General features: G+C 68.8%; 22 protein-coding genes. 15 read left to right on the top strand and 7 right to left on the bottom strand.

Annotation, left to right across the window (positions count from 1 at the left end; all coding sequences use genetic code 11):
* Nucleotides 1-9 precede the first annotated feature (9 nt).
* The 5 genes from RJ1_RS06685 to RJ1_RS06665 are packed head-to-tail and all read left to right on the top strand — an operon-like array spanning nt 10 to nt 6,022.
* Nucleotides 10-1,230 carry a cysteine desulfurase family protein gene (locus tag RJ1_RS06685; protein WP_073359187.1) on the top strand — a complete coding sequence of 407 codons (1,221 nt, stop codon included), beginning with the start codon at nt 10-12 and terminating at the stop codon, nt 1,228-1,230.
* A complete protein-coding gene (gene mnmA, locus RJ1_RS06680; protein ID WP_073359186.1) occupies nt 1,230-2,324 on the top strand; it encodes a tRNA 2-thiouridine(34) synthase MnmA in 1,095 nt (364 codons plus the stop codon). Before RJ1_RS06685 ends, mnmA begins: the two co-directional genes overlap by 1 nt.
* On the top strand, nt 2,321-3,343 hold the full coding sequence (locus RJ1_RS06675; protein WP_073359185.1) for a methionine synthase: 1,023 nt from the start codon (nt 2,321-2,323) through the stop codon (nt 3,341-3,343). The genes mnmA and RJ1_RS06675 overlap by 4 nt, the downstream gene beginning before the upstream one ends.
* Nucleotides 3,344-3,384: 41 nt before the next feature.
* Complete coding sequence (gene ligA / locus RJ1_RS06670) at nt 3,385-5,475, top strand: NAD-dependent DNA ligase LigA (protein WP_073359306.1); 2,091 nt, start codon at nt 3,385-3,387, stop codon at nt 5,473-5,475.
* Between the two features lie 58 nt (nt 5,476-5,533).
* Nucleotides 5,534-6,022, top strand: coding sequence for a GNAT family N-acetyltransferase (locus RJ1_RS06665; protein WP_073359184.1), 489 nt, complete (start codon nt 5,534-5,536; stop codon nt 6,020-6,022).
* Between the two features lie 37 nt (nt 6,023-6,059).
* Here the strand turns inward: RJ1_RS06665 and RJ1_RS06660 are convergent, their stop codons facing one another.
* Entirely contained in the window at nt 6,060-6,710 is a 651-nt protein-coding gene (locus RJ1_RS06660) for an ACT domain-containing protein (RefSeq protein ID WP_073359305.1), read from the bottom strand.
* A 204-nt stretch (nt 6,711-6,914) separates the two neighbouring features.
* Between RJ1_RS06660 and RJ1_RS06655 the strand changes: the two genes are divergently transcribed.
* From RJ1_RS06655 to gatA, 3 genes are read left to right on the top strand one after another with little or no spacing between them, the layout of a single operon-like run.
* Nucleotides 6,915-7,472 carry an antibiotic biosynthesis monooxygenase gene (locus tag RJ1_RS06655; protein ID WP_073359183.1) on the top strand — a complete coding sequence of 186 codons (558 nt, stop codon included), beginning with the start codon at nt 6,915-6,917 and terminating at the stop codon, nt 7,470-7,472.
* Between the two features lie 59 nt (nt 7,473-7,531).
* On the top strand, nt 7,532-7,831 hold the full coding sequence (gene gatC, locus RJ1_RS06650) for an Asp-tRNA(Asn)/Glu-tRNA(Gln) amidotransferase subunit GatC (RefSeq protein WP_073359182.1): 300 nt from the start codon (nt 7,532-7,534) through the stop codon (nt 7,829-7,831).
* Nucleotides 7,828-9,309 carry an Asp-tRNA(Asn)/Glu-tRNA(Gln) amidotransferase subunit GatA gene (gene gatA / locus RJ1_RS06645; RefSeq protein ID WP_073359181.1) on the top strand — a complete coding sequence of 494 codons (1,482 nt, stop codon included), beginning with the start codon at nt 7,828-7,830 and terminating at the stop codon, nt 9,307-9,309. The genes gatC and gatA overlap by 4 nt, the downstream gene beginning before the upstream one ends.
* Here gatA and RJ1_RS06640 read toward each other — a convergent pair.
* Both RJ1_RS06640 and RJ1_RS06635 read right to left on the bottom strand, forming a co-directional pair.
* Nucleotides 9,306-10,757, bottom strand: coding sequence for an alpha/beta-hydrolase family protein (locus RJ1_RS06640; RefSeq protein ID WP_073359180.1), 1,452 nt, complete (start codon nt 10,755-10,757; stop codon nt 9,306-9,308). The two genes, gatA and RJ1_RS06640, sit on opposite strands and share 4 nt — an antisense overlap.
* Nucleotides 10,754-11,398: a hypothetical protein gene (locus RJ1_RS06635; protein WP_073359179.1), complete on the bottom strand. Its 645-nt coding sequence runs from the start codon at nt 11,396-11,398 to the stop codon at nt 10,754-10,756. Before RJ1_RS06635 ends, RJ1_RS06640 begins: the two co-directional genes overlap by 4 nt.
* A 139-nt stretch (nt 11,399-11,537) precedes the next feature.
* On the opposite strand from RJ1_RS06635, the gene RJ1_RS06630 reads away from it, so the two are divergent.
* The 4 genes from RJ1_RS06630 (at nt 11,538) to gatB (ending at nt 16,089) form a co-directional block, all read left to right on the top strand.
* On the top strand, nt 11,538-12,734 hold the full coding sequence (locus RJ1_RS06630) for a sensor histidine kinase (protein ID WP_073359178.1): 1,197 nt from the start codon (nt 11,538-11,540) through the stop codon (nt 12,732-12,734).
* Nucleotides 12,735-12,743: 9 nt separating this feature from the next.
* A complete protein-coding gene (locus RJ1_RS06625; protein WP_073359177.1) occupies nt 12,744-13,406 on the top strand; it encodes a response regulator in 663 nt (220 codons plus the stop codon).
* Between the two features lie 97 nt (nt 13,407-13,503).
* Entirely contained in the window at nt 13,504-14,535 is a 1,032-nt protein-coding gene (locus RJ1_RS06620; RefSeq protein WP_073359176.1) for an ATP-dependent 6-phosphofructokinase, read from the top strand.
* A 42-nt stretch (nt 14,536-14,577) separates the two neighbouring features.
* Complete coding sequence (gene gatB / locus RJ1_RS06615) at nt 14,578-16,089, top strand: Asp-tRNA(Asn)/Glu-tRNA(Gln) amidotransferase subunit GatB (protein WP_073359175.1); 1,512 nt, start codon at nt 14,578-14,580, stop codon at nt 16,087-16,089.
* Between the two features lie 76 nt (nt 16,090-16,165).
* On the opposite strand, the gene RJ1_RS06610 is transcribed toward gatB, so the two are convergent.
* Nucleotides 16,166-17,320 (bottom strand): PQQ-dependent sugar dehydrogenase, encoded by a 1,155-nt coding sequence (locus RJ1_RS06610; RefSeq protein ID WP_073359174.1) that lies wholly within the window; start codon nt 17,318-17,320, stop codon nt 16,166-16,168.
* Between the two features lie 98 nt (nt 17,321-17,418).
* On the opposite strand from RJ1_RS06610, the gene RJ1_RS06605 reads away from it, so the two are divergent.
* A complete protein-coding gene (locus RJ1_RS06605; protein WP_073359173.1) occupies nt 17,419-18,288 on the top strand; it encodes a DoxX family protein in 870 nt (289 codons plus the stop codon).
* Between the two features lie 69 nt (nt 18,289-18,357).
* Here the strand turns inward: RJ1_RS06605 and RJ1_RS06600 are convergent, their stop codons facing one another.
* The 3 genes from RJ1_RS06600 to RJ1_RS06590 all read right to left on the bottom strand — a co-directional run bounded on the left by RJ1_RS06600 (nt 18,358) and on the right by RJ1_RS06590 (nt 22,637).
* Nucleotides 18,358-19,893, bottom strand: a complete 1,536-nt coding sequence (locus RJ1_RS06600) for an amino acid permease (RefSeq protein WP_073359172.1) — start codon at nt 19,891-19,893, stop codon at nt 18,358-18,360.
* Nucleotides 19,894-20,242: 349 nt separating this feature from the next.
* Complete coding sequence (ilvD, locus tag RJ1_RS06595; RefSeq protein WP_073359171.1) at nt 20,243-22,087, bottom strand: dihydroxy-acid dehydratase; 1,845 nt, start codon at nt 22,085-22,087, stop codon at nt 20,243-20,245.
* Nucleotides 22,088-22,139: 52 nt separating this feature from the next.
* A complete protein-coding gene (locus tag RJ1_RS06590) occupies nt 22,140-22,637 on the bottom strand; it encodes a PH domain-containing protein (protein ID WP_073359170.1) in 498 nt (165 codons plus the stop codon).
* 267 nt (nt 22,638-22,904) lie between these two features.
* On the opposite strand from RJ1_RS06590, the gene RJ1_RS06585 reads away from it, so the two are divergent.
* Both RJ1_RS06585 and ilvN read left to right on the top strand, forming a co-directional pair.
* A complete protein-coding gene (locus RJ1_RS06585; RefSeq protein WP_073359169.1) occupies nt 22,905-24,848 on the top strand; it encodes an acetolactate synthase large subunit in 1,944 nt (647 codons plus the stop codon).
* A complete protein-coding gene (gene ilvN / locus RJ1_RS06580) occupies nt 24,845-25,348 on the top strand; it encodes an acetolactate synthase small subunit (RefSeq protein ID WP_005240383.1) in 504 nt (167 codons plus the stop codon). The genes RJ1_RS06585 and ilvN overlap by 4 nt, the downstream gene beginning before the upstream one ends.
* The last annotated feature ends 27 nt before the right edge of the window (nt 25,349-25,375 follow it).

Raw genomic sequence — 25,375 nt, 5'->3', positions numbered from 1 at the left:
GGTCACGTCATGACCTCTGCCCGCAGTGCCGATCACCCCGTCTACCTGGACCACGCAGCCACCACTCCCATGGTGCCCGAAGCCGTCCGGGCGATGACCGACATCTTCAGCACCGTGGGCAATGCGTCCTCGCTGCACGGTTCCGGACGGGCCGCCCGCCGTCGCATCGAGGAGGCCCGCGAGTCCATCGCCGCCGACCTCGGCGCCAGACCGTCCGAGGTGATCTTCACCTCCGGTGGCACCGAGAGCGACAACCTCGCGGTCAAGGGCATCTTCTGGGCACGGCGCGACGCCGATCCCGCGCGGGTGCGGATTCTCGCCAGCTCCGTCGAGCACCACGCGGTACTCGACGCCGTCGAGTGGCTCGAGCAGCACGAGGGTGCGCAGGTCACCTGGCTGCCCGTGGACGAGCTGGGCCGGGTGTCCCCGCAGACGCTGCGCGACGAACTCGCGGTCCATGCGGACGAGACGGCGCTCGTCACGATCATGTGGGCCAACAACGAGGTCGGCACGATCATGCCGATCACCGAACTCGCCGCGGTCGCGGCAGAGTTCGACGTGCCGATGCACAGCGACGCCGTCCAGGCCGTCACGCACGTTCCCGTGGACTTCGCGGCGAGCGGGCTGTCCGCGCTCAGCATCGCCGCGCACAAGGTCGGAGGACCGCAGGGCGTCGGTGCGCTGCTGCTGGGTCGGCAGGTGCCGTGCGTGCCACTGCTGCACGGTGGGGGACACGAACGTGACCTGCGGTCGGGCACCCCGGACACGGCGGGTGTCGTCGGCATGGCGGCGGCGTTGCAGGACGCGACCGCAGACCTCGCGTCCCGTGCCGCGGAACTGACCGACCTGCGCGACCGCCTGATCGAGCGCGTCGGCGAGGTCGTCCCCGGCGCCGTGCTGAACGGGCCGGTCGGCAGCGCCCGGCTGCCGGGAAACGCCCACTTCACATTCCCCGGCTGTGAAGGCGATTCGCTGCTGATGCTGCTCGACGCCGCCGGGATCGAGTGTTCGACCGGATCGGCGTGCACCGCCGGGGTCGCCCGCCCGAGCCACGTCCTGATCGCGATGGGCGTCGACTCCGCGACCGCGCGGGGATCGCTGCGGTTCTCGTTCGGGCACACGTCGACGGTCGCGGACGTGGATGCAGTCGTCGCGGCACTGCCGCAAGTTGTCGAGCGGGCCCGCGCCGCCGGGCTCGCCGGTGTCGGAGCACGTGGAGGGGATCGTTGATGCGAGTACTGGCGGCCATGAGTGGCGGTGTCGATTCCGCCGTGGCGGCGGCTCGGGCAGTCGCTGCCGGGCACGACGTGGTGGGGGTGCACCTCGCGCTGTCCGCCGAGCCGGGCACGCTGCGGACCGGATCCCGGGGCTGCTGCTCCAAGGAAGACGCCGGCGATGCGCGGCGGGCCGCGGACGTGCTCGGAATCCCGTTCTACGTCTGGGATTTCGCCGACCGCTTCAAGGAAGACGTGATCGACGACTTCGTGGCGTCCTACGCCGCAGGCGAAACCCCCAACCCGTGCCTGCGGTGCAACGAGAAGATCAAGTTCGCGGCGCTCGCGGATCGGGCGATCGCCCTCGGGTTCGACGCGGTGGCCACCGGCCATTACGCGCAGCTCGAGGACGGCGTGCTGCGCCGGGCCGTCGACGCGGACAAGGATCAGTCGTACGTGCTCGGTGTGCTCACCGCCGAGCAGCTGTCGCGGGCGATGTTCCCGGTGGGTGACACCCCGAAGGACCGGATCCGGGAGGAGGCCGCCGAACGCGGTCTCGCCGTGGCGAACAAGCCCGACAGTCATGACATCTGCTTCATTCCGTCCGGCGACACCCGCGCGTTCCTCGGTGCCCGCATCGGTGTCCGTCCGGGCCGCGTGGTCGATGCCGATTCGGGCGAGGTACTCGCGGAACACGAAGGCGTGCACGGGTTCACGATCGGCCAGCGCAAGGGCCTCGGCGTCCAGGGGCCCGCAGCCGACGGGCAGCCGCGGTACGTGACGTCGATCGAACCCGACACCGGCACCGTCCGTGTCGGTTCCGCTCGCAACCTCGAGGTGCACGCGATCACCGCGGATCGCGCCGTGTGGACGTCCGGGAGCGCGCCGGTCGGACCGGTCGAGTGCACCGTCCAGGTGCGCGCGCACGGCGGACTCGCCGGAGCGGTCGCGGAAGCGGTTGACGGCGGTATCCGTATCTCGCTGCGCGAACCGCTCACCGGTGTCGCGAAGGGGCAGGCGGTCGTCCTGTACCGGACCGACCCGGCAGGCGACATCGTGCTGGGCAGCGGAACCATCTCGGGCACCGACGCGCGTCCGAACACGCAGTGACGCAGGGTATCTCACTGGCCGGAGCCGTCACCGGCGTCGGCTCGTGGCCGGGAACGGATCCGCGCGAAGCCGCCACGATCGTGCTCGGCGAACTGGGCCGGCTCCCGCACCTCGTCGAACTCCCCGCCCGCGGGCTCGGTGCGGACATGATCGGCCGCGCCTGCGCGCTGCTGGTGGATCTGCAACTGGACGTGTCCACGACGGCGTACCGCGTGGTGCAGCGGCGCGGGTCCGTCGCCAAGCGGGCAGCCGACCTGCTGAATCAGGACCTCGACGCGCTGGAGGAGGCGTGGGAGACCGCGGGCCTCGTCGGCGCCGATCACGTGGTGAAGGTGCAGTCGGTGGGCCCCCTGACTCTGGCGGCCGAAGTGGAACTCGGCACCGGCCGGCGTGTTCTCACCGACCCCGGGGCGGTGCGCGATTTCGCCGAATCGCTGGGCGAGGGTCTGGCACGGCACGCCGCCGAGGTCACCCGTCGTCTCGGCACGCAGGTGCTGATCCAGTTAGACGAGCCACGACTGCCGACCGTGCTCGCGGGCACACTGTCCGGACGTACCCGGCTCGAGACCGTGCGGGCGATGCCGGAACCGGAGGCTCTCGCCGTGCTCGAGACCACGCTCACCGGATCCGGCGGTGCCACGATGGTCCACTGCTGCGCCGGTAGTCTTCCCGCCGACCTCCTGCGACGCAGCACCGCAGTGGCCGTGGGTCTGGACGTGGCACAGCTGACCTCCGCCGACCTGGACGGCATCGGGGAGCTGCTCGACGCGGGTAAGGAGCTCGCACTCGGGCTCGTCCCCACCGTCGCCCCCGCCGTTCCGGCCACGTGGCGCGAGCTGGCCCGACCTGCGGTGACGCTGATCGACCGCCTCGGATTTCCGCGTACCACATTGCGGACCCAGGTTGCCGTGACTCCTGCCTGCGGACTCGCGGGGGCCGACGGGTCCTGGAGCCGGGAGGCGCTGAAGTTGTGCGCCGAGGTGAGCAGCGCGTTCACCGACGACCCCGAATCACTCTGAGTCCGGCGCTCGGTGTCGGCCGGACCGGTTAATCTTCGGTGGTGAGTGAATCGACCGAAGCCCCGACACCGGCCCCCGGACACGTACGGGAGCACTGGAACGAGCTGGCCGAGGAAGTGCGGCAGCACCAGTTCCGCTATTACGTCCGCGACGCACCCATCATCTCCGACGGGGAGTTCGATGCGCTGCTGGGCGAGCTGAACGACCTCGAGAACCGGTACCCCGACCTGCGGACGCCCGATTCGCCGACCCAACTCGTCGGCGGCGGTTTCGCCACCGACTTCGCCTCCGCCGACCATCTCGAGCGGATGCTGAGCCTCGACAACGTCTTCGCCACCGACGAACTGCGCACCTGGATCAGCCGGGTGGAGCAGGAGACCGGGCCGGACCTCCACTACCTGTGCGAGGTGAAGATCGACGGGGTCGCGCTGAACCTGGTGTACGAGAACGGTCGTCTCGTGCGTGCCGCCACGCGGGGCGACGGCCGCACCGGTGAAGAAGTGACGCTCAATGCGCGGACCATCGACGACATCCCGGAAAGGCTCACCGGCACAGACGAATACCCGGTGCCGGCGCTGCTCGAGGTGCGCGGTGAGGTGTTCTTCCGGCTCGAGGACTTCGCGGTCCTCAACGCCGCGCTCGTCGAGGAAGGCAAGGCGCCGTTCGCGAATCCGCGGAACTCCGCGGCCGGCTCGCTGCGGCAGAAGAACCCGGCCGTCACGGCCCGCAGGCGCCTCGGGATGATCTGCCACGGCCTGGGCCGGAGCGAAGGATTCGAGCCCGTCTCCCAGTACGACGCCTACACCGCGCTCGCGGCGTGGGGCCTGCCGGTCTCGACCCACACCGCCCGCGTCACCGGCGCGGACGCCGTCGTGGAGAAGGTGCAGTACTGGGGCGAACACCGGCACGACGTGGAGCACGAGATCGACGGTCTGGTGGTCAAGGTCGACGAGACGTCCCTGCAACGCCGGCTGGGGTCCACGTCGCGGGCGCCGCGCTGGGCGATCGCCTACAAGTACCCCCCGGAGGAGGCAACCACCAAACTCCTCGACATCCGGGTCAACGTCGGTCGCACGGGGCGGGTCACCCCGTTCGCCTACATGGAACCGGTCACGGTCGCCGGGTCCACCGTCTCCCTCGCCACCCTGCACAACGGCTCCGAGGTCAAACGCAAGGGCGTGCTGATCGGCGACACGGTGGTGCTGCGCAAGGCCGGTGACGTGATTCCCGAGGTCCTCGGGCCGGTCGTCGACGCCCGGACCGGCGACGAGTACGAGTTCGTGATGCCCACCCACTGCCCGGAGTGCGACACACCGCTGGCCCCGGCCAAGGAGGGCGACGCGGACATCCGCTGCCCCAATCAGCAGTACTGCCCCGCGCAACTCCGGGAGCGCGTGTTCCACGTCGCGGGCCGCGGTGCGTTCGACATCGAGGTCCTCGGCTACGAGGCCGCCACGAGCCTGCTCGAGGCGAAGGCGATCGGCGACGAGGGCGACCTGTTCTCGCTCGCCGAGGATGACCTGCTCAAGACCTCGCTCTTCCGGACCAAGGCCGGCGGGTTGTCGGCCAACGGCCGCCGCCTGCTCGACAATCTCGACTCCGCCAAGGATAAGCCGCTGTGGCGGGTGCTGGTCGCGCTGTCCATCCGGCACGTGGGCCCGACGGCGGCGCGTGCGCTGGCCGCTGAATTCGGGTCTCTCGAGCGGATCCGGGAGAGCTCCGTCGAGGAACTCGCGGCCGTGGACGGGGTCGGCGGCACCATCGCCGCGGCCGTCGCCGAGTGGTTCGGCGTCGACTGGCACCAGCAGATCGTCGAGAAGTGGTCCGCGGCCGGCGTGCGGATGGAAGACAAACGCGACGAATCGATTCCGCGCAATCTCGAGGGACTGTCGATCGTCGTCACGGGTTCGCTCGAGACGTTCTCGCGCGACCAGGCGAAGGAGGCGATCCTCGTCCGGGGCGGCAAGGCCGCGGGGTCGGTGTCGAAGAAGACGGCGTTCGTGGTGGTCGGTGAGTCGCCGGGTTCGAAGCACGACAAGGCAGTCGAACTGGGTGTGCCGGTCCTCGACGAGGACGGGTTCCGCCGACTGCTCGAGGGCGGTCCGGACGCGGTCGCCGATTCCGGGGTGTGATCGGAACCTCACGCCCGTGTTTTGGGCGGCGTGAGCGGTCCCTGTCATAGTTCTGGACATGATCGAGATTCGGAATGCGACGCCGGACGACTACGAGGCCGTCGCCGACCTCACGGTGATCGCCTACGTGGGCGGCGGTTTCGTCGAGGCACACGATCCGTACACGAACCGGTTGCGCGATACCGCCGAGCGTGCGGAGCAGGCGGACGTCCGGGTGGCCGTGAAGGAAGGCCAGATCGTGGGTTCCGTCACGATCGCGGAGCCGGCCACGCCGTACGCCGATGTCGCGGAGCCGGGGGAGCTCGAATTCCGGATGCTCGCCGTGTCACCCGACGCGCGCGGTTCCGGCGTCGGGACCGCGCTCGTGCGGCACGTGCTGGACACGGCCTACGACCGCGGCGACCGCGCGGTCGTCATGTCCACCCAGCCCGACATGGAGGATGCGCGCCGCATCTACGACCGCAACGGCTTCGTGCCTGTGCCCGAACGCAATTGGGTACCCGTTCCGGGTGTCGAGCTGACCGTCCTGGTCCGCGAGCTCGTCTGACGCGAACCCCGCCCGACGATCCGGGCGGGGACGAGGGTCAGCTCAGAACCGTCGCGATGATGCCGGCGAGGTAGCCCAGCCGGGCGATCTCGGACGGGCGGAACTCCGGGCCACCGGGCCGCCCGAGCATCAGCACGCGGCCGGTGGTGCCGAGCGGGGCCGCGGCGAGGGTGGTGTTCATGTCGCGCCACACCTGCGGCACCCAGTCGCCTTCGCTGTCGAGCGCGGTGGGCTTCTCGAGCGGCATCCACGGGATTTCGGTGGCGTGGGTCTCGGGAGCGCCCGAGCTGCCGACGACGCGGTAGGCGCCGTGTGGGCCGAGATCGGCGACCACGGACCAGCCGACCCGCAGCACCCGCGGGGCCCCGTCGACGAGGACCTGCAGCCGATCGTCCGTGGCCGTCGCGACCTGGTCGATGAGTTCGAGTTCGCGGTGGGTGTCGAGGATGCCGGCGTACGGCCGGATCGAGTCGACGGTGACGCCGGCCAGGTTCTCGGCGGCCGTGATGAGGGTGTCGGGGAGCGATCCCGGCTCGACATCGACCACGAGGTCGTCGATGGCGAATCCGGCACCCCGTTCCACCACGTCGAGCGACAGAATGTCAGCACCCACCGAGCCCAGGGCGACGGCGAGAGAGCCGAGGCTACCGGGACGGTCGGGGAGCTGGACGCGAAGCAGATACGACACGTGCGTCCCTTTCACCACGAGATAGACGCGGGAGTACCTGCGACCCCCGTCGCTCACCATCCTTGCACTTTCGTTCCCGAGTATGCGGTGCCCCCTGCGGGTTCGCCGGGGTCGCGACCGCGGATCGCAGGTCGCGCCCGATTCGTGACACCGCCGATACGGATTCGCCTCGTCCGCGAAACACGACGGCTCGAACATGGGGCCATGGGCACCACGGCAACGGGAGTGACGACGTCCGCCTCGAGACGGGTGTCGGCGGGCCGGGAACAGGAATTCCTGCGCTGGACGGACGCCGGGATGGCGATGGCGGGCACGTTCCCGGGGTTCCTCGGCGGCGGCTGGCTGCGGTCCGCATCCGATCCCGAGAAGTATCACGTGGTGTACCGGTTCGCGGACGAGGAGACTCTCGACGCGTGGACGACCTCGCCTGCCAGAAAGGTGTGGGTGGGGCGGGGGACGGGGCTCGCGCAGGACACGGTCACGCACCGCCTGACGGGGGTGGAGGGGTGGTTCGAACCGCAGTCCACGCTCACGCACGCGGTGCGGGTCACCGCACCACCGCCGCGGTGGAAGCAGGCGGTCACCATCTGGCTCGGCTTCTTCCCGATCTCCCTCCTCGTCGCGATGTTCGTCACCCCGCACCTCGCGGCTCTGGACGTGGTGACCCGCACCGCGGTGGCGTCGCTGATCACCACACCCGTGATGGTCTTCGTGGTTCTGCCGTTCCTGACGGGCAGGTTGCGGCGCTGGCTGCACAGCTGATCGGGCCACGCTCTAGGCTGGACTCACTTCTGTACGTCCGAACCGAAAGGGGCCCCGCGGTGCCTGCCATCTCCCGTGACGAGGTCGCGCACCTCGCGCGGCTGTCTCGACTCGCCCTGACCGATGCCGAGCTCGACGAGTTCGCCGGTCAGCTGGACTCGATTCTCAGCCACGTGAAGGTGGTCACCGAGGTGCCTGCCGAGGATGTTCCGCCGATGGCGAACCCGAACGCGGTCACCAACGTCACCCGCACCGACGTGATCGTTCCCGGCCTGACCCCCGAGCAGGCGCTGTCCGGCGCACCGGCCGTCGAGCAGGATCGTTTCGCTGTTCCGCAGATTCTTGGAGAGGGCGAATGAGCGCCGAACTGACCACATTCGACGCGGCAGACCTGGCGTCGAAGATCCACAGCCGTGAGGTGTCGTCCGTCGAGGTCACCCAGGCGCATCTCGACCGGATCGCCGCGGTCGACGGCGAACTGAACGCCTTCCTGCACGTGGCCGGTGAGCAAGCCCTCGTGTCCGCGAAGGAAGTGGACAGCAGCCTCGCCGCGGGCAACGCGCCGGCCTCCCCGCTCGCGGGAGTTCCGTTGGCGCTCAAGGACATCTTCACCACCACCGACATGCCCACCACGTGCGCGTCGAAGATCCTCGAGGGCTGGATCGCGCCCTACGACGCGACGCTCACCACGAAGCTGCGCGCGGCGGGCATCCCGATCCTCGGAAAGACGAACCTCGACGAGTTCGCGATGGGCTCGTCCACCGAGAATTCGGCCTACGGCCCCACCCGCAACCCGTGGGACACCACCCGCATTCCCGGCGGCTCGGGCGGCGGCAGCGCCGCGGCCCTGGCGTCCCGGCAGGCCCCGCTCGCGATCGGCACCGACACCGGCGGCTCGATCCGTCAGCCCGCCGCCGTCACGGCGACCGTCGGCACCAAGCCGACGTACGGCACGGTCTCCCGCTTCGGACTCGTGGCCTGCGCGTCCTCGCTCGACCAGGGCGGTCCCTGCGGTCGTACGGTCCTCGACACCGCGCTGCTGCACGAGGTCATCGCCGGACACGACCCGCGCGACTCCACGTCGATCGACGCACCCGTGCGCCCCGTGGTCGCGGCTGCTCGTGAGGGTGCCGGCGGAAACCTGAAGGGCGTGAAGGTCGGTGTGGTGAAGGAACTGCACTCCGACAGTTACCAGCCGGGAGTCATCTCCTCGTTCGACGCCGCCGTCGAGAAGCTCACGGAACTCGGTGCCGAGGTCGTCGAGGTGTCGTGCCCCAACTTCGAGTACGCGCTCGCCTCGTACTACCTCGTCCTGCCGAGTGAGGTGTCGTCCAACCTCGCCCGATTCGATGCGATGCGGTACGGACTGCGCGTCGACGACGGAAACATGAGCGCCGACCAGGTGATGGCCGCGACGCGCGCCGCCGGCTTCGGGCCGGAGGTCAAGCGCCGCATCATGATCGGCACCTACGCCCTGTCGTCCGGCTACTACGACGCCTACTACGGTCAGGCGCTCAAGGTGCGGACGCTCATCGCCCGCGACTTCGACAAGGCCTACGAGAAGGTGGACGTCCTCGTGTCGCCCACCAGCCCGTTCACCCCGTGGAAGCTGGGGGAGAAGGTCGGCGACCCGCTCGCGATGTACCTCTCGGACCTGTGCACGCTGCCCACCAACCTGGCCGGGCACTGCGCGATGTCGGTTCCGTCGGGACTGTCCGCGGACGACGGCCTGCCGGTGGGCCTGCAGATCATGGCTCCCGCGCTCGCCGACGAGCGGCTGTACCGAGTCGGTGCCGCCTACGAGGCCGCGCGCGGTCCGATCGGCTCGCCGAGCTAGGGGCAGTCGGGCAGGGCGGTGCCCTGCCCGCTGCCGTAGCGGTGCCCGTGCCCGGACGCGAAGTTCAGCGCGGACACCAGATCGACGCTCGTCTGCAGGAACGTGATGCCCGGAATCCATTGGGGTACCGGCGCGTCGCGTACTGCGAGCGAGAGGTCGGGGCGGTGCAGGATGAGGTCGGGCGACCACCAGACCACCGGGTCGGACGTGTTGGCGAGGACCGTCGCGCCGTTCGTCGGCACGGATCCGGCGGGCGGCCCCGCCCACAGTGCGCCGCAAGCCCGGGCGCGGAGCTGATCGGCGTCGGTGAAAATTGCACTGCCGCCGACGGATCCGAGACTCTGGCCGTACACGTACAGCGCGGGCCGAATCAGGTCGGGTAGGTCGGAGATCCGCTCGGCGACGGCGTCGAACAACGCCGCCGCCGATTCGTCTGCGGCGGAACGCCCGAATACGAAGGTGATCCAGCTCGGCAGGTACGAGTACTGCATGCCGACGATGGCGACGTCGTCGTCGAAGCGGTCCTCGAATCCTTCGGCGGCGTTCTCGTCGATCCATCCGGAACCGGTGGGGACGGTGACGACGATGGCGGACCGGGCGAATCCGCCGGCGCGCTCGAGCTCCGACACTGCCAGCGCCGCACGCGATTCGACGTCCGGCGCCGAGTCCATTCCCACATAGGTGCGGATGCCCGACGACTGTTCGCCCGCGGCCACGAACCGTCGCCCCTGGCGTCCGAGCGACTCCCAGCTGATCGCGGACTCCGGGCTGCCGGACAGTTCGGCAGACATCGGCTGATGCAGGGACACGTCGACGAATGCGTTGGAGTCGCTGTAGGAGCGGGACATCATGCCCCACAACGCGGGTCCGGCGACCAGCTGGAGTCCGGTCGCGAGGACGACGGCGGTCGTGGCGCTGCCGATCCAGCCGAGACGGCGGGCGACCGTACCGATGGCGCTGCCGAGGCCGGCGAAGAGCAGAAATGTCAGCGCCGCCCCGACGATCGCCTGCATCCAGTGGTCAGGCCCGACGCCCGGCATGCCCATCGCGGCGCGCAGCGAATCCTGCCAGTGGTCGGCGAGCACGATCGTCCAGCTGACGACGACCATGGCGCCGATCACGGTGAGCAGTCGCACCGACTCCCGCGCGGCGCGGTGCGCCGACCCACCCGTGACGAGTCGGGTCAGTCGGCGGACGAGGACGACGATCCCGAAGCCGACGGCGGCGAGGAACCCGGTGAACAGGGCCTGCGTCAGCGCACTCCGGGGGAGAAGTGAGGGGGCGAGTGACGCGAGCGTCAGCGCGGTGACGGCGATCGTGGAGGAGGCGCGGGGGAGTGCGGAGATCGGAATCGTCGTGACCAGTGTGCGGCGCAGGACGTTCGGCTGTGTGCGTGCGTGACCGTGCGGGGTGCTCCGTCCAAGACCGGACAGAGCGCTGAGTGTCATGCGACGGCTCCGACCGGCTGCGGACGGCGGCGGATCGACCAGGCCGCCGCACCGGCGAGGAGGACGATGCCGACACCGCCGGCCAGTGCGTACGGCAGCCCGGATTCGGTGACCGGAGCCGAATAGCCCTGACGCCAGCTGTTTCCGGTGACGAAGGTGGTGGCGACGTTGGCCATCACGAAGCACTGAGCCCGAGCCTGCTCGTCGGCGCGGGTGTCGCACGCCGCGTGCATCCGCTGATCCAGCTGCGCGTCGATGCTCTGCCGCGCCCAGGGACCCAGGTCCTCGCCGGATCGTGACGCGTACCGCAGAAGGTCGTATCCGAGGTCGTGGGCCTTGCACGACGTATCGAATTCGAGTGGCAGCGGCACCGGCGACGAGCAGTCTCCGCCCGGGTTGGCGAGCATGCCGTCGATCCGCACCGGGGTGTACCCCATCACGGAATCGAAGTCCGCGGGAATGGAGTCTTCGGAGAGCTCCTCCGGTGAGGTGAGCATGTGCACGGCAGCGGAGGCGGCGACGTTCTCGTGCCGGGGTGTGCTCGCCGCGCCGGTGCCGGCGAAACCTGTCGTGGTCAGTATTGCGGTTGCGGCGCACGCCACCGCGGCCCAAGTCGTCTTCCGTGTCCCCGTCGTTCGCATGACGACGACGTTATGAATTCGTGTTGCGCGGCCACATCACACCGGAGTCCGGTTCGATCTCTGGCTTCGTGGTGCGAGGGGGCGGGGATCTCATACCGTGGGGGTACCCCGACATGGGCCCGGGGTATGAGGACACGCCGTGACCACGGTTTCTACTGTCGACGGTGTGAAGACGAAGACGCGCATCCGGCGAGCCGCCGAAGGCCAGTGGCTGAACGTGGCAATCGTCGTGGTCACGGCGATTCTGTTCGCCGTCGCGTGGCCGACACTGCAGCTGACCCACCAGGTCGGTCCGCCCATTCAGCCGTTCGTGGCGGCGCTCGCGGCGTTCCCGTTCCTGCTCATCCGGTCGAACCCCGCTCTGGCCTGGGCCGTCTCCGCGATCTCGGCGCTGGTCATTCCTCGTGTCTTCGCGCTGCAGGAGGGGTACGACTACCCCTGGCAGGTGGTGCACATCCTCGTGATGCTCGCCCTGCTCGCTGCCGTCAGCATGCGGGCCGCGATTCCGGTGGTCGGTGTGGCGTGGATCTCCACCGTTCTGCTGTTCCTCGCCGACACCCCGGGCACCAACGGCCGCGGATGGGCGGTGGGACTCACCGCCATCGTCGTGTTCGGCCTGCTGATCCGGTGGCTGGTGCTCTCCCGCCGGCAACTCGCGCAGCAGGAGGAGCTGAGCGAACTCGAACGCACCCGCCGGACCATCCTCGAGGAGAAGGCCCGCATCGCCCGGGATCTGCACGACGTCGTCGCGCATCACATGTCGATGGTCGTGGTGCAGGCGCAGAGCGCGCCGTACCGCCTCGCCGGCATGTCGGACGAGACGCGGGCCGAGTTCGAATCGATCGGGGCAGCCGGACGCGCCGCGTTGAACGAGGTGCGCGGACTGCTCGGAGTTCTGCGCAGCGACGGACAGCTCGCCGAGCACGCACCCCAGCCGGGGGTGCAGCAGATCGGCGAACTGCTCGAGGGCAGCCGCCGCGCCGGCATCCCCGTGGTCTGGCACGTCGACGGCGACCCGGGACTGGTGTCGGAGTCGGTCGGGCTGGTGATGTACCGCATCCTGCAGGAATCGCTCGCCAACACGGCCCGGCACGCGGCCGGCGCCGCGGTCGAGGTGAAGATCGCCTACGAGACACCGATCGCCTCGGTGTCGATCGTCAACGGCCCACCCCGGCGGAGCCTGGTATCGGCGTTGACCAGGCACGAATCGACGGGCGGCAACGGGATCATCGGCATGCGGGAACGGGCGCAGGCGGTCGGGGGCGCCTTCACCACCCACCTGCACGACAACGGCGGATTCGAGGTCCACGCCGAGTTCCCGGTCGCCTCCGCCTAGGCTGGCTGCGTGGCCATCACCGTATTCATTGCTGACGACCAGGCTATGGTCCGGCAGGGCTTCGGAGCCCTGCTCGCCTCACAGCCCGACATCAGTGTCATCGGTGACGCTCCGGACGGGGCCGTGGCCGTGAGCGAGGTCCGGCGTCTCCGACCCGATGTGGTCCTCATGGACGTCCGCATGCCGGAGATGAACGGGCTCGACGCCGCGCGCGTCATCCTGTCCGCCGGTTTCGATCCGCCGGTACGTGTGCTGATGCTCACGACGTTCGACGTCGACGACTACGTGTACGAGGCGCTGAGCATCGGGGCCAGCGGATTCATGCTCAAGGACGCCCCCGCGGAGGAACTCATCCGTGCGGTGCGGGTGGTCGCGGACGGCGAGGCGCTTCTCGCGCCGACCGTCACCCGCCGACTGATCGCCGACGTGACCAGTCGCCGCAGCACCGCGCGGCGCAAACCGGCCGCACTGTCCGCGCTGACGCCACGCGAACGCGAGGTGCTCGAACTCATCGCGCGCGGCATGTCGAACACCGAGATCGCGGATCGCCTGTTCGTCGCCGAGCAGACCGTCAAGACGCACGTCGGCAAGGTGCTGTCCAAACTGGACCTCCGCGACCGTGCACAGGCCGTGGTCCTGGCCTACGAGAGCGGACTGGTCACACCCGGCTGAGGTCGACTGCTCGATCCGAGGTGCTCGAACCCGCTCCGAGCGGCAAGATGTGTAGAGAGAACCACCATCACCACACGAGACGACGAGGGGTGCTTGGATGCGGATCGGAATGCTCACCGGAGGCGGCGACTGCCCCGGACTCAATGCGGTGATCAGGGCGGTGGTGCGGACCGCCGCCGGCCGATACGGCAGCTCGGTGGTGGGATTCCGTGACGGCTGGCGCGGCCTGCTCGAAGACCGCAAGACCGTGCTGTCCAACGACGACCGGATCGACCGGATCCTCACCCGGGGCGGCACGATCCTCGGCACCGCGCGGGTCAACCCCGACAAGTTGAAGGCCGGACTCGACCAGATCCGGCAGACGCTCGACGACAACGGGATCGACGCGCTCATCCCGATCGGCGGCGAGGGCACGCTCACGGCCGCGAGCTGGCTCGCCGAGAGCGGGGTGCCCGTCATCGGTGTTCCGAAGACGATCGACAACGACATCGACTGCACCGACGTGACGTTCGGTTTCGACACCGCCCTGTCCATCGCGACTGATGCGATCGACCGCCTGCACACCACCGCCGAATCCCACCAGCGGGTGATGCTCGTCGAGGTGATGGGCCGGCACGCGGGCTGGATCGCGCTGCACTCCGGGCTCGCGACCGGTGCGCACCTCACTCTCGTTCCCGAGGTCCCGTTCGACGTCGGCGAAGTCTGCTCCCTCGTGAAGAAGCGATTTCAGCGCGGCGATTCGCACTTCATCTGCGTCGTCGCCGAGGGCGCCACTCCGACCCCGGAGTCGATGAGTCTGCGGGAAGGCGGTATCGACGAGTTCGGTCACAAACGGTTCACCGGCGTCGCGCAGCAACTCGGCGACGAGATCGTCCGCCGCATCGGTAAGGAGGTCCGGACGACGGTGCTCGGGCACGTGCAGCGCGGCGGAACCCCGACGCCCTACGACCGGGTGCTCGCCACCCGATTCGGGGTGCACGCCACCGACGCCGTCCACCGCGGCGACTTCGGCAACATGGTCGCCCTGCACGGCACGTCGATCGACCTCGTGCCCCTCACGGACGCGACCCGGCGGCTGAAGACGGTGCCGAGGGAGCGGTACGACGAGGCGGCCGCATTTTTCGGCTGACCGCGTTTTTCGACGAACGCCCGGACGCATAAACTCTCTGGCATGACTGCTGTCGACGCTCCGGACCTCCTCGACTACGACGAAGTGCTCGCCAAGTACGAGCCTGTTCTCGGCATGGAGGTGCACGTAGAGCTCGGCACCGAAACGAAGATGTTCTGCCCGTGCCCCACGGAGTTCGGCGCCGAGCCGAACACGCAGGTCTGCCCGGTGTGCCTCGGCCTGCCCGGGTCCCTGCCCGTCGTCAACGAGGCGGCGGTCGAGTCGGCGATCCGGATCGGACTCGCACTGAACTGTTCGATCACGCCCTGGGGGCGGTTCGCGCGCAAGAACTACTTCTACCCGGATCAGCCCAAGAACTACCAGATCTCGCAGTACGACGAGCCGATCGCCACCGACGGCTACCTCGACGTCGCCCTCGACGACGGCACCACGTGGCGCGTGGAGATCGAGCGCGCGCACATGGAGGAGGACACCGGAAAGTCGCTGCACGTCGGCGGCGCGACCGGGCGGATCCACGGGGCGAGCCACTCGTTGCTCGACTACAACCGCGCCGGGGTCCCGCTGGTCGAGATCGTCACCAAGACCATCAGCGGCGCCGGTGCCCGCGCGCCCGAGGTGGCCCGCGCGTACGTCACCGCGCTGCGCGACCTGCTGAAGTCGCTGAACGTCTCGGACGTCCGCATGGACCAGGGGTCGATGCGGTGCGACGCCAACGCTTCGCTGATGCCGATCGGGGCGACCGAACTCGGCACCCGCACCGAGACGAAGAACGTCAACTCCCTCAAGAGCGTCGAGGTGGCGGTCCGGTACGAGATGCGACGGCAGGCCGCCGTGCTGGAGGCCGGCGGTGAGGTGATCCAGGAGACCCGTCACTTCCAGGAGGCCGACGGGACGACGTCGCCGGGCCGCCGCAAGGAAACCGCCGAGGACTACCGCTACTTCCCGGAGCCCGATCTCGAGCCGGTCGCGCCCAGCGCGGAGTGGATCGAAGAACTGCGTGGCACGCTGCCGGAACTGCCGTGGGTCCGCCGTGCCCGGATCCAGTCCGACTGGGGTGTTTCCGACGAGGTCATGCGCGACCTCGTCAACGCGGGCGCCCTCGACCTCGTCATCGCCACCGTCGAGGCGGGCGCCGCGCCGGAGGCCGCACGGTCGTGGTGGGTGTCGTACCTGGCGCAGCAGGCGAACACCCGCGGGGTCGAACTCGCCGAGCTGCCGATCACCCCGGCTCAGGTCGCGCAGGTGGTCGCACTGATCGACAGCGGCAAGCTGAACAACAAGGTGGCCCGCCAGGTCGTCGACCACGTCCTCGCGGGTGAGGGCGACCCCGAGCAGGTCGTCGCGAATCACCCCGAACTGGTCGTCGAGCGCGACGACACGAAGCTGAAGGCCGCCGTCGACGAGGCTCTGGCCGCGAATCCCGACATCGCCGAGAAGATCCGCGGCGGCAAGGTCGCGGCCGCGGGCAAGATCGTCGGCGACGTGATGAAGGCCACGCGCGGCCAGGCCGACCCGGCCCGCGTCAAGGAACTCGTCATCGAGGCCTGCGGCTGACCCCTGTCTGCACCAACGGGACGCTCGCTCGGATCAACCGAACGAGCGTCCCGTTGGTTTCGACGGGAGCGGGCCGTCAGTCGAATCCGCCGCCGCCGGAGGGCAGGGGCATCTTGATCACCCGGTCGTCGTTGGGCCCGGGCTGACCGCCGGTCTTGTTGACGGTGCTCACCCAGATGAGACCGTCGGGTCCGAGCGCGGCGCCGCCGAGTTGGCCGTACCGGTCCTGGACGATGACACCGGGGGCGGTGGTGACGGCTCCCGTGCCGGGGTCGGCGGCGAGCGCCGACATGGCCTTCGCGGTGCTCAGTGACACCGCCACGACGTCACCGGCGGCGACGCACCCGCCGACGCCGGGCCGCTCCGGCCACGTCCACACCGGAGACGACACCGCTCCGTCGGCGCTGACCCGCAGCAGCCGATCTTCCAGCGGGGTGCGGTCGGTGACCCACACGGCCACACCCGGGTCGACGCACACCCCTCCGGCGGTCCCGATGCCCGTCAGCACCACCTGCGGACGGGGCTGCGCCGGCGTCGGTGCGGGCGACAGCGCGGTGACCTTCAGTAGTTTGCCGGCGAGGGACGCCGGGTCCGCGGCCGCGGCCGGGTTGCCCGTGTTGCCGGTGAGGACCATCAGTTCGTCGCCCGAGAATTCGAGTGAACCGGCGTTGCCGGCGTCGCCGCGCGGGATGCCGCCGAGCACCTCCTTGGCGGAGTCTCCCGGCGCGATCCGCACCACCCGGTTGTCGGTCGGGGTGGTGACGTAGGCGTAGATCAGGTTGTCCTCGACGAAACTCGGCGACAGCGCGATGTCGAGGAGGCCGCCGTCGGAACTGCCGTCGACGTCGACGTGCGCGATCTCCCTGGGGGTCTGGCCCTGGGCGACCTGCAGGATGCGCCCGGTTCGGCGTTCCGCGACCAGGGCGGTGGCCCCGTCGGGGAGGACGACGAGTCCGCCCGTGGTGTCGAGGCAGGTGGCGATGACGCTGGGGTCCGGATCCTGGCACGGTCCCAGTGGCCCGCTCGGCGGGGGCGTGGTCGTGGTGGACGGCGGCGGGTTCTCCGGTTCCACCTCGGCGCCCGACGCACCCGTCGGCTCGGGGGTGAACGGTGAGGACGCGGAGTCGTCGAATTTTGCGCACCCGGCGGCGAGGACCGCCGTCACGCACAGCACGGACATCGCCATCACCGATCTGCCGGACGCCGTGCGGCGCCGCCCACCCACCATCATGATGGAGACGTTACGGAAGAGAGCGAGGTCGCCGCCACGCCGGTTCCGCCTACCAGCGATGTCCGGCGGATCGACCTAGGCTTGACGGTGTGACTGACATGCGGAAAGACCCCAGCGAGTCGTCGGACGAGGGCGCTGCGGACCAGGGCGCCTCACCCGGCTACGGCAAGGTCTCGAGCCCTTACGACCTTCCCACCGAACGCTTTGCGTCGACCACGCCGGCATCCGGTTCGGCTGGGCAGGGCCTGCCGCACACCGACGACGAACTCGACTACGGCGACGCGCGCGGCGCGGGCCTTCCCACGGAACAGATCCCCGCGTACCGGCAGTCGGGGGCGTCCGACATGTCGGACCAGCCGACGCAGGTGATCGGCGCGGGTTCCGGCGCGTCCCTCGGGGCCACGGCGGGTGAACCGTCGACCGATCGGATCGGTGAGGGCGACGTGAAGATCGGCCGCGGCACACTGGACCTCGGACTGCTGGCCCTGCGACTCGCGGTCGGCGGAACGGCACTCGTGCACGGTCTGCAGAAGCTGACGGGGATGTGGAACGGTCCGGGACTCGACGGGTTCGAGGAGGTGCTCGTGAACTCGGGGTTCCAGCAGGCGAAACTGCTCGCGATCCTGGGTGCCATCGGTGAGGTCGCGGGCGGTGCGCTGCTGATCCTCGGTCTCGTAACCCCGCTGGCCGCCGCCTCGGTGCTGGCCGTGATGATCAATGCGTGGGCGTTCCGGCAGATCGCGGAACCGGGACTCGAGTACTTCGCGCCCGCAGGCACCGAGTACGAGACGCTGCTGGGTGTGTGCGCCGGCGTGATCATTCTCACCGGGCCGGGACGTATCTCGCTCGACGGCCGTCGCGGCTGGGCGACGCGCCCGTTCATCGGGTCTTTCGCGGCACTGATCCTGGGCATCGGCGCCGGCGTGTGCGTGTGGATCTTCCTGAACGGTGCCAACCCGCTCATCTGATCGTTTCGCACATTCCACGACTGCGCCGCACCCCGGGATCGGGAGTGCGGCGCAGTCGTTCTCGTCAGATCAACGCTGGACGAGTTCCGGGATGTTCTCCTCCTCGGGCGGGCCTGCCTGTGCTTTCAGCCTCTGTCCGAGGACGGACTTGCGCCGGCCGTAGGCGAGGTAGACGACGACGCCGAGGGCCATCCACACCAGGAATCGGATCCAGGTTTCGACGGAGAGGTTCAGCATCAGCCAGCCGCAGGCCAGGACGGCGAGGATGGGAACGAGCGGGACCAGCGGAACGCGGAATCCGCGGGGCAGGTCGGGGCGGGTGCGGCGCAGGATGATGACGCCGATGCAGACCAGGACGAACGCGAAGAGGGTGCCGATGTTCACCATCTCCTCGAGCGTGCCCATCGGGAAGAAGGCGGCGAGCAGTGCCACGACGGCGCCGACGAACAGTGTGATGCGGACGGGGGTGCCGTTCTTGCCGGTCTTGGCGAGACTGCGGGGCACGAGTCCGTCGCGGGACATGGCGAAGAGGACGCGGGTCTGGCCGAGCATCATCACCATCACGACGGTGGTCAGGCCGGCGAGCCCGCCGAAGTTGATGGCGGTCTGAGCCCAGGTGATGCCGTGTGCCTCGAAGGCGGTCGCCAGGGTGGCGCTGCTGTCGCCGACGAGCGGGCTACCGGTCTTGAGGTCGGTGTACTTCACCATTCCGGTGATCACGAGGGTCACGGCGACGTAGAGCACGGTGACGATCGCGAGGGAGCCGAGGATGCCGCGGGGCAGAGCCTTCTGCGGGTTCTTGGTTTCCTCGGCGGTGGTGGCGACGACGTCGAATCCGATGAAGGCGAAGAAGACGAGGCTCGCGGCGGCGAGGAGGCCGTACCAGCCGTAGCTGCTGCCGTCGGCACCGGAGAGGAAGGAGAAGAGGGTCTGGTGCACACCGTGCGCGGCGCTCTCGTTGCCCTCGGCCGGCGGAATGTACGGGGCGTAGTTCTCCTTCTTGATGTAGAAGACGCCGACCGCGATGACGAGGAGGACGACGGCGATCTTGATGGCCGTGATGACGGCGGACACGCGTGAGGACACCTTGGTGCCGATGGCGAGCACGATGGTGATGCCGCCGACGATGATCAGCGAGCCCCAGTCGAAGTCGATGGGCCCGAGGTGGGCCGTGGTGGATCCGCTGAACCCGAGGACGTTACCCAGGTACAGCGACCAGCCCTTGGAGACGACGGCCGCCGCGAGGGCGAATTCGAGGATGAGGTCCCAGCCGATGATCCAGGCGACGAACTCGCCGAAGGTGGCGTAGGAGAAGGTGTACGCACTGCCCGCGACGGGGACGGTGGATGCGAACTCGGCGTAGCAGAGGGCGGCCAGGCCGCACGCGATGGCGGCGAGGACGAAGGCGAGCGAGATGGACGGCCCGGCGACGTTGCCTGCAGTCCGGGCGGTGAGCGTGAAGATGCCGGCGCCGATCACGACGGCGACACCGAAGACGGTGAGGTCCTTCGCGGTGAGTTCCCTCCGCAGCCGGGTGTCGGGTTCGTCGGTGTCCGCTATCGATTGCTCAACGGATTTCGTTCGCCAAATGCCGACTCCTGGCATGTGTCGCTCCTTGGTTGTGTTCCCGATGGCCTCGTGGGCCGGAGATGTTCCGGTGGTGCTGCCGATTGTGATGTAGGTCTCAACGGCCAACTGAGGGAACCACTACTGAGCGCCGTGTGCAAGAAGGGTCGGCTCAACTGATCAATTCGATCAGTAGAACGTGTTCTGCGGTGTTTCCGTCTGAGCGAGTTGATCACCCGTGAGCGTGGTCACATTCGAGTCGGAATCGGTCACATTCGAGGAGGAGGAATCGACGGCCTCCACGACGACGGAAGCCGGATGCCGCGGCAGGAGCTTCCTGCTGCGGCACCCGGCTTCGTGTCTCGGTCGGTGCGACCCCTGGGGACGGTCAGGGAACCTGGCGGACCGCGCCCTTGTCTGCGGACGTGGCCAGCGCGGCGTAGGCGCGCAGGGCCGTGGTGACGGTGCGTTCGCGGTTCAACGGCTGCCACGGACGCTCGGACGACTCCATCTTGGCCCGGCGCTCCGCGAGCACCGCGTCGTCGACGAGAAGCTTCAGCGTGCGTGTCGCGATGTCGATGAGGATCTGGTCGCCGTCCTCCACCAGGCCGATGGCGCCGCCGCTCGCGGCTTCGGGGGAGATGTGGCCGATGGACAGCCCCGACGAACCACCGGAGAATCGGCCGTCGGTGATCAGCGCGCACTTCTTCCCGAGCCCGGAGCCCTTCAGGAATGCGGTGGGGTGCAGCATCTCCTGCATGCCCGGGCCGCCGGCGGGACCCTCGTAGCGCACGACGAGGACCTCGCCGGGCTGGATCTTCTTGCCGAGGATCACCGACACCGCCTCCTCCTGCGACTCCACCACACGCGCGGGTCCCTGGAAGTGGAACAGGTCTTCGTCGATGCCCGCCGTCTTGATGACCGCGCCGTCGACGGCAATGTTGCCGCGCAGCACGGCGAGGCCGCCTTCCGCGGTGTGCTTGTGCTCGAAGTCGCGGATGCAGCCGTTGGCGGCGTCCGTGTCGAGCGTCGACCACCGGTTGTTCGTGGAGAACGGCTCGGTGGTGCGCACCCCGCCGGGAGCGGCGTGGAACAGTTCGACGGCCTCGTCGGATGCCTTGCCGGAGCGGATGTCCCACGTGTCGAGCCACTCGTCGAAGCTCTTCGTGTGCACGGTGGAGACGTCGCTCTCGAGCAGTCCCGCGCGGCGGAGTTCGCCGAGGATCGCGGGAATTCCGCCGGCCCGGTGCACGTCCTCCATGTGGTAGTCCGAGTTCGGCGAGACCTTCGACAGGCACGGCACCTTGCGGCTTATCTCGTCGATCTTGTCGAGGTCGAAGTCGTAGACCTCACCCTCCTGGGCGGCCGCGAGAGTGTGCAGCACCGTGTTGGTGGAACCGCCCATCGCGACGTCCAGTGCCATCGCGTTGCGGAACGCGGCAGGCGTCGCGATGTTGCGGGGGAGGACGGAGTCGTCCTCGTCGCGGTAGTACCTGAGGGCGGCGTCGACGACGGTGGTGCCGGCGCGGGTGAACAGCGCGCGGCGGGCCTCGTGGGTGGCGAGGGTGGAACCGTTGCCCGGCAACGCCAGGCCGAGCGCCTCGGTGAGGCAGTTCATCGAGTTCGCAGTGAACATGCCCGAGCACGACCCGCACGTCGGGCACGCGCTGCGCTCGACCTCGGACAGTCCTTCGTCGTCGACCTGGTCGTTGGCGCTCGCCGAGATCGCGGTGATGAGGTCGGTCGGCGCCTGTGCGACACCGTTCACCACGACCGCCTTGCCCGCCTCCATCGGCCCGCCCGACACGAACACGGTGGGGACGTTCAAACGCAGTGCCGCATTGAGCATTCCGGGGGTGATCTTGTCGCAGTTGGAGATGCAGACGAGCGCGTCGGCGGTGTGCGCGTTGACCATGTACTCGACGGAGTCGGCGATGATCTCGCGGCTGGGAAGGGAATACAGCATGCCGCCGTGTCCCATCGCGATGCCGTCGTCGACAGCGATCGTGTGGAACTCGCGAGGTACACCACCGGCGGCGCGGACGGCGTCGGCGACGATGTCGCCGACGTTCTTGAGGTGGACGTGCCCGGGAACGAACTGCGTGTACGAGTTCGCGATCGCGACGATCGGCTTCCCGAAGTCGGAGTCGGTCATTCCGGTGGCGCGCCACAGTGCGCGGGCGCCTGCGGCATTTCGTCCTGCGGTGGTGGTTCGGGACCTCAGCGGGGGCATGAGCGTATTCCTTAGTCAGCGTACGGAAGTACTGACAAACGCTACTCGCGCACTATTCCCCGTCTGTGTCCGGCCGGTTCTTCGCCGGGCGCTCGCCGTTCGCTTCGGTCGCGGCGTGGTGGCCCGCTTCCTCCGCTGCGGCGGCTGCTGCGTAGGGGTCGGTGATCCGGCCGCCGCTCGCCTCGGCGATATCGGGGAGCCGGTCGAACGTGACCACGGGAAGGGTGACCTCGCCGCCGTCCGCCAACGTTGCCCGGGCCCAGCCGCGCTTGGGGAAGCGGAATCCCGTGATCTCGGACCAGTCCAGCGATCGGCTGCCGAACAGCCGGCGCACTTCGAGCCCGTCGGAGGTGACCGTGGTGCGCACCCGTGCGACCCAGGCCACCGCGACGATCGGGGCGATCACGAGCCAGCCGAAGGCGGCGGGCCAGCCGAAGATGGGGAACGACACGGCGAACAGGAGGAAGGCGCATCCCAGGTAGGCCAAAGGAGAAATCCGGATGACCTGCTTGGGTGGGTTCGTCGTGTGGGATGATGATTCTGGTGGCACGGGCTGCTGCGAAGTTGACACCTCTACATCTTCGCACCGCAGCCGATGTATCTCATATTCTGGGACGGCCGACTCACCAAGTTGACTGTTCACCATTAGCGCGCCTACCGTCGAGCGCGTGAAACAGAATGAGTTGCTCGTAATCGGCCGGCGCGTCGTCGCCTGAGTCGATTCCTTCAACTCGCCAGATAACGACGCGCCACCCTCGTACAGCATTCGCTGACGGGGGTTTTTTGTTGCCCGGAGCCAGAATCAGAGGATTTCCCAGTGAGCGCACCAACCGCACGGCCTCAACCCACGCCGCGCAAGTCGGGGGCAGCAAGCCCGACGACCGCGGCAGCCGCGACGCAGACCGGTAGCCGCCGCCAACTCGCCCCCGAGCGGGTCAGTGGCGCCCAGTCCGTGGTCCGAGCCCTCGAGGAGCTCGAGGTCGACACGGTATTCGGCATTCCGGGTGGTGCCGTTCTCCCTGTCTACGACCCGCTCTTCGACTCGAAGAAGGTCCGGCACGTGCTCGTCCGTCACGAGCAGGGAGCAGGCCACGCCGCCACCGGTTACGCCCAGGCGACCGGCAAGGTCGGCGTCTGCATGGCGACGTCGGGCCCGGGTGCCACCAACCTCGTGACTCCGCTCGCCGACGCCCAGATGGACTCCGTTCCGGTCGTGGCGATCACCGGCCAGGTCGGCCGGGCGCTCATCGGGACCGACGCGTTCCAGGAAGCCGACATCTCCGGCATCACGATGCCGATCACCAAGCACAACTTTCTCATCACCGACGGCGTCGACATTCCCCGGATCATCGCGGAAGCCTTCTACCTCGCGTCCAGTGGTCGACCCGGCGCGGTGCTCGTCGACATCCCGAAGGACGTTCTCCAGGCGCAGACGACGTTCTCGTGGCCGCCGGAGATGCGACTGCCCGGATACCGTCCCGTCACCAAGCCGCACGGCAAGCAGGTCCGCGAGGCCGCTCGTCTGATCGCCGACGCGAAGCACCCGGTGCTCTACGTCGGTGGCGGCGTGATCAAGTCGGAATCGTCTCCGGAACTGCTGGAACTGGCCGAGCTCACCGGCATTCCGGTGGTCACCACCCTCATGGCGCGCGGCGCATTCCCGGACAGTCACACGCTGAACTGCGGCATGCCCGGCATGCACGGCACGGTCGCGGCGGTGGCGGCGCTGCAGCGTAGCGACCTGCTGATCACCCTCGGCGCGCGCTTCGACGACCGCGTCACCGGTCAGCTCGATTCGTTCGCCCCCGACGCCAAGGTCATCCACGCCGACATCGACCCGGCGGAGATCGGCAAGAACCGGTACGCGGACGTCCCGATCGTGGGCGACTGCAAAGAGGTCATCGTCGAACTGATCGAGGCGATCAAGGCCGACCTGGCCACCGGAACCACGCTGGACCTCACCGAGTGGTGGGCGTACCTCGACGGAATCCGTCGCACGTACCCGCTCAGCTACGACCGTCCCTCCGACGGCGCGCTGTCCCCGGAGTTCGTGATCCAGGCGGTCGGCAAGCTCGCCGGTCCCGACGCGATCTACTGCGCCGGCGTCGGGCAGCACCAGATGTGGGCCGCGCAGTTCGTCAACTACGAGAAGCCGCGCACGTGGCTGAACTCGGGCGGTCTCGGCACGATGGGCTACGCCGTGCCCGCCGCGATGGGCGCCAAGATGGGTATGCCCGACACCGAGGTGTGGGCCATCGACGGTGACGGCTGCTTCCAGATGACCAATCAGGAACTCGCCACCTGCGCGCTCGAGGGTATCCCGATCAAGGTTGCGCTCATCAACAACGGAAACCTCGGCATGGTGCGTCAGTGGCAGACGCTGTTCTACGACCAGCGCTACTCCAACACCAACCTCGGCACGCACGGTGCGATCCGCATCCCCGACTTCGTCAAGCTCGCGGAGGCGTTGGGCTGCCACGGCATTCGCGTCGAGCGCGAAGAGGACGTCGAGGCTGCGATCCGTGAGGCTCAGGCCATCAACGACAAGCCGGTGGTGATCGACTTCATCGTCGGCGCCGACGCCCAGGTGTGGCCGATGGTCGCCGCGGGTACGAGCAACGACGAGATCATGGCGGCGCGGGGCATCCGTCCGCTGTTCGACGACGACGAGGCGGCTGCCGAGCCGGCCGTCATTCACGAGGCCATGGAGCGCGAGCAGCGTTCGGGCACGGCCGCAGCGGCCGGGGAGGAAGATCAGTGAGCACCAGCCACACCCTCAGTGTTCTCGTCGAGGACAAGCCGGGCGTGCTGGCCAGGGTGGCCGCGCTGTTCTCCCGTCGTGGGTTCAACATCGAGTCGCTCGCCGTCGGTGGTACCGAGCTTCCGGAGATCTCACGCATGACCATCGTCGTGACCGTCGACGAATTCCCGCTCGAGCAGGTGACCAAGCAGCTCAACAAGCTCATCAACGTCATCAAGATCGTCGAGCAGGACGGTGAGGCCTCCGTCGCCCGCGAGTTGGTGCTCATCAAGGTGCGAGCCGACGCCAGCGTGCGCACGCAGGTGATCGAGACGGTGAATCTGTTCCGCGCCAAGGTGATCGACGTCTCCCCGGAGTCGGTCACGATCGAGGCGACTGGAACGCGATCCAAGCTGGATGCGCTGCTGCGGATGCTCGATCCGTACGGCATCCGGGAGATCGTGCAGTCCGGGGTCGTGGCCGTGGGACGGGGGCCGAAGTCCATCACGGCCACTCGCTAGTACTTTAGTTACGCACATTCCAAGAAA

Origin of the sequence: Rhodococcus jostii NBRC 16295 (genome assembly GCF_001894825.1) — a bacterium.
GTDB lineage: Bacteria > Actinomycetota > Actinomycetes > Mycobacteriales > Mycobacteriaceae > Rhodococcus_F > Rhodococcus_F jostii.
The sequence above is the reverse complement of the archived record's forward strand: the minus strand, read 5'-3'. Positions and strand labels throughout refer to the sequence as shown.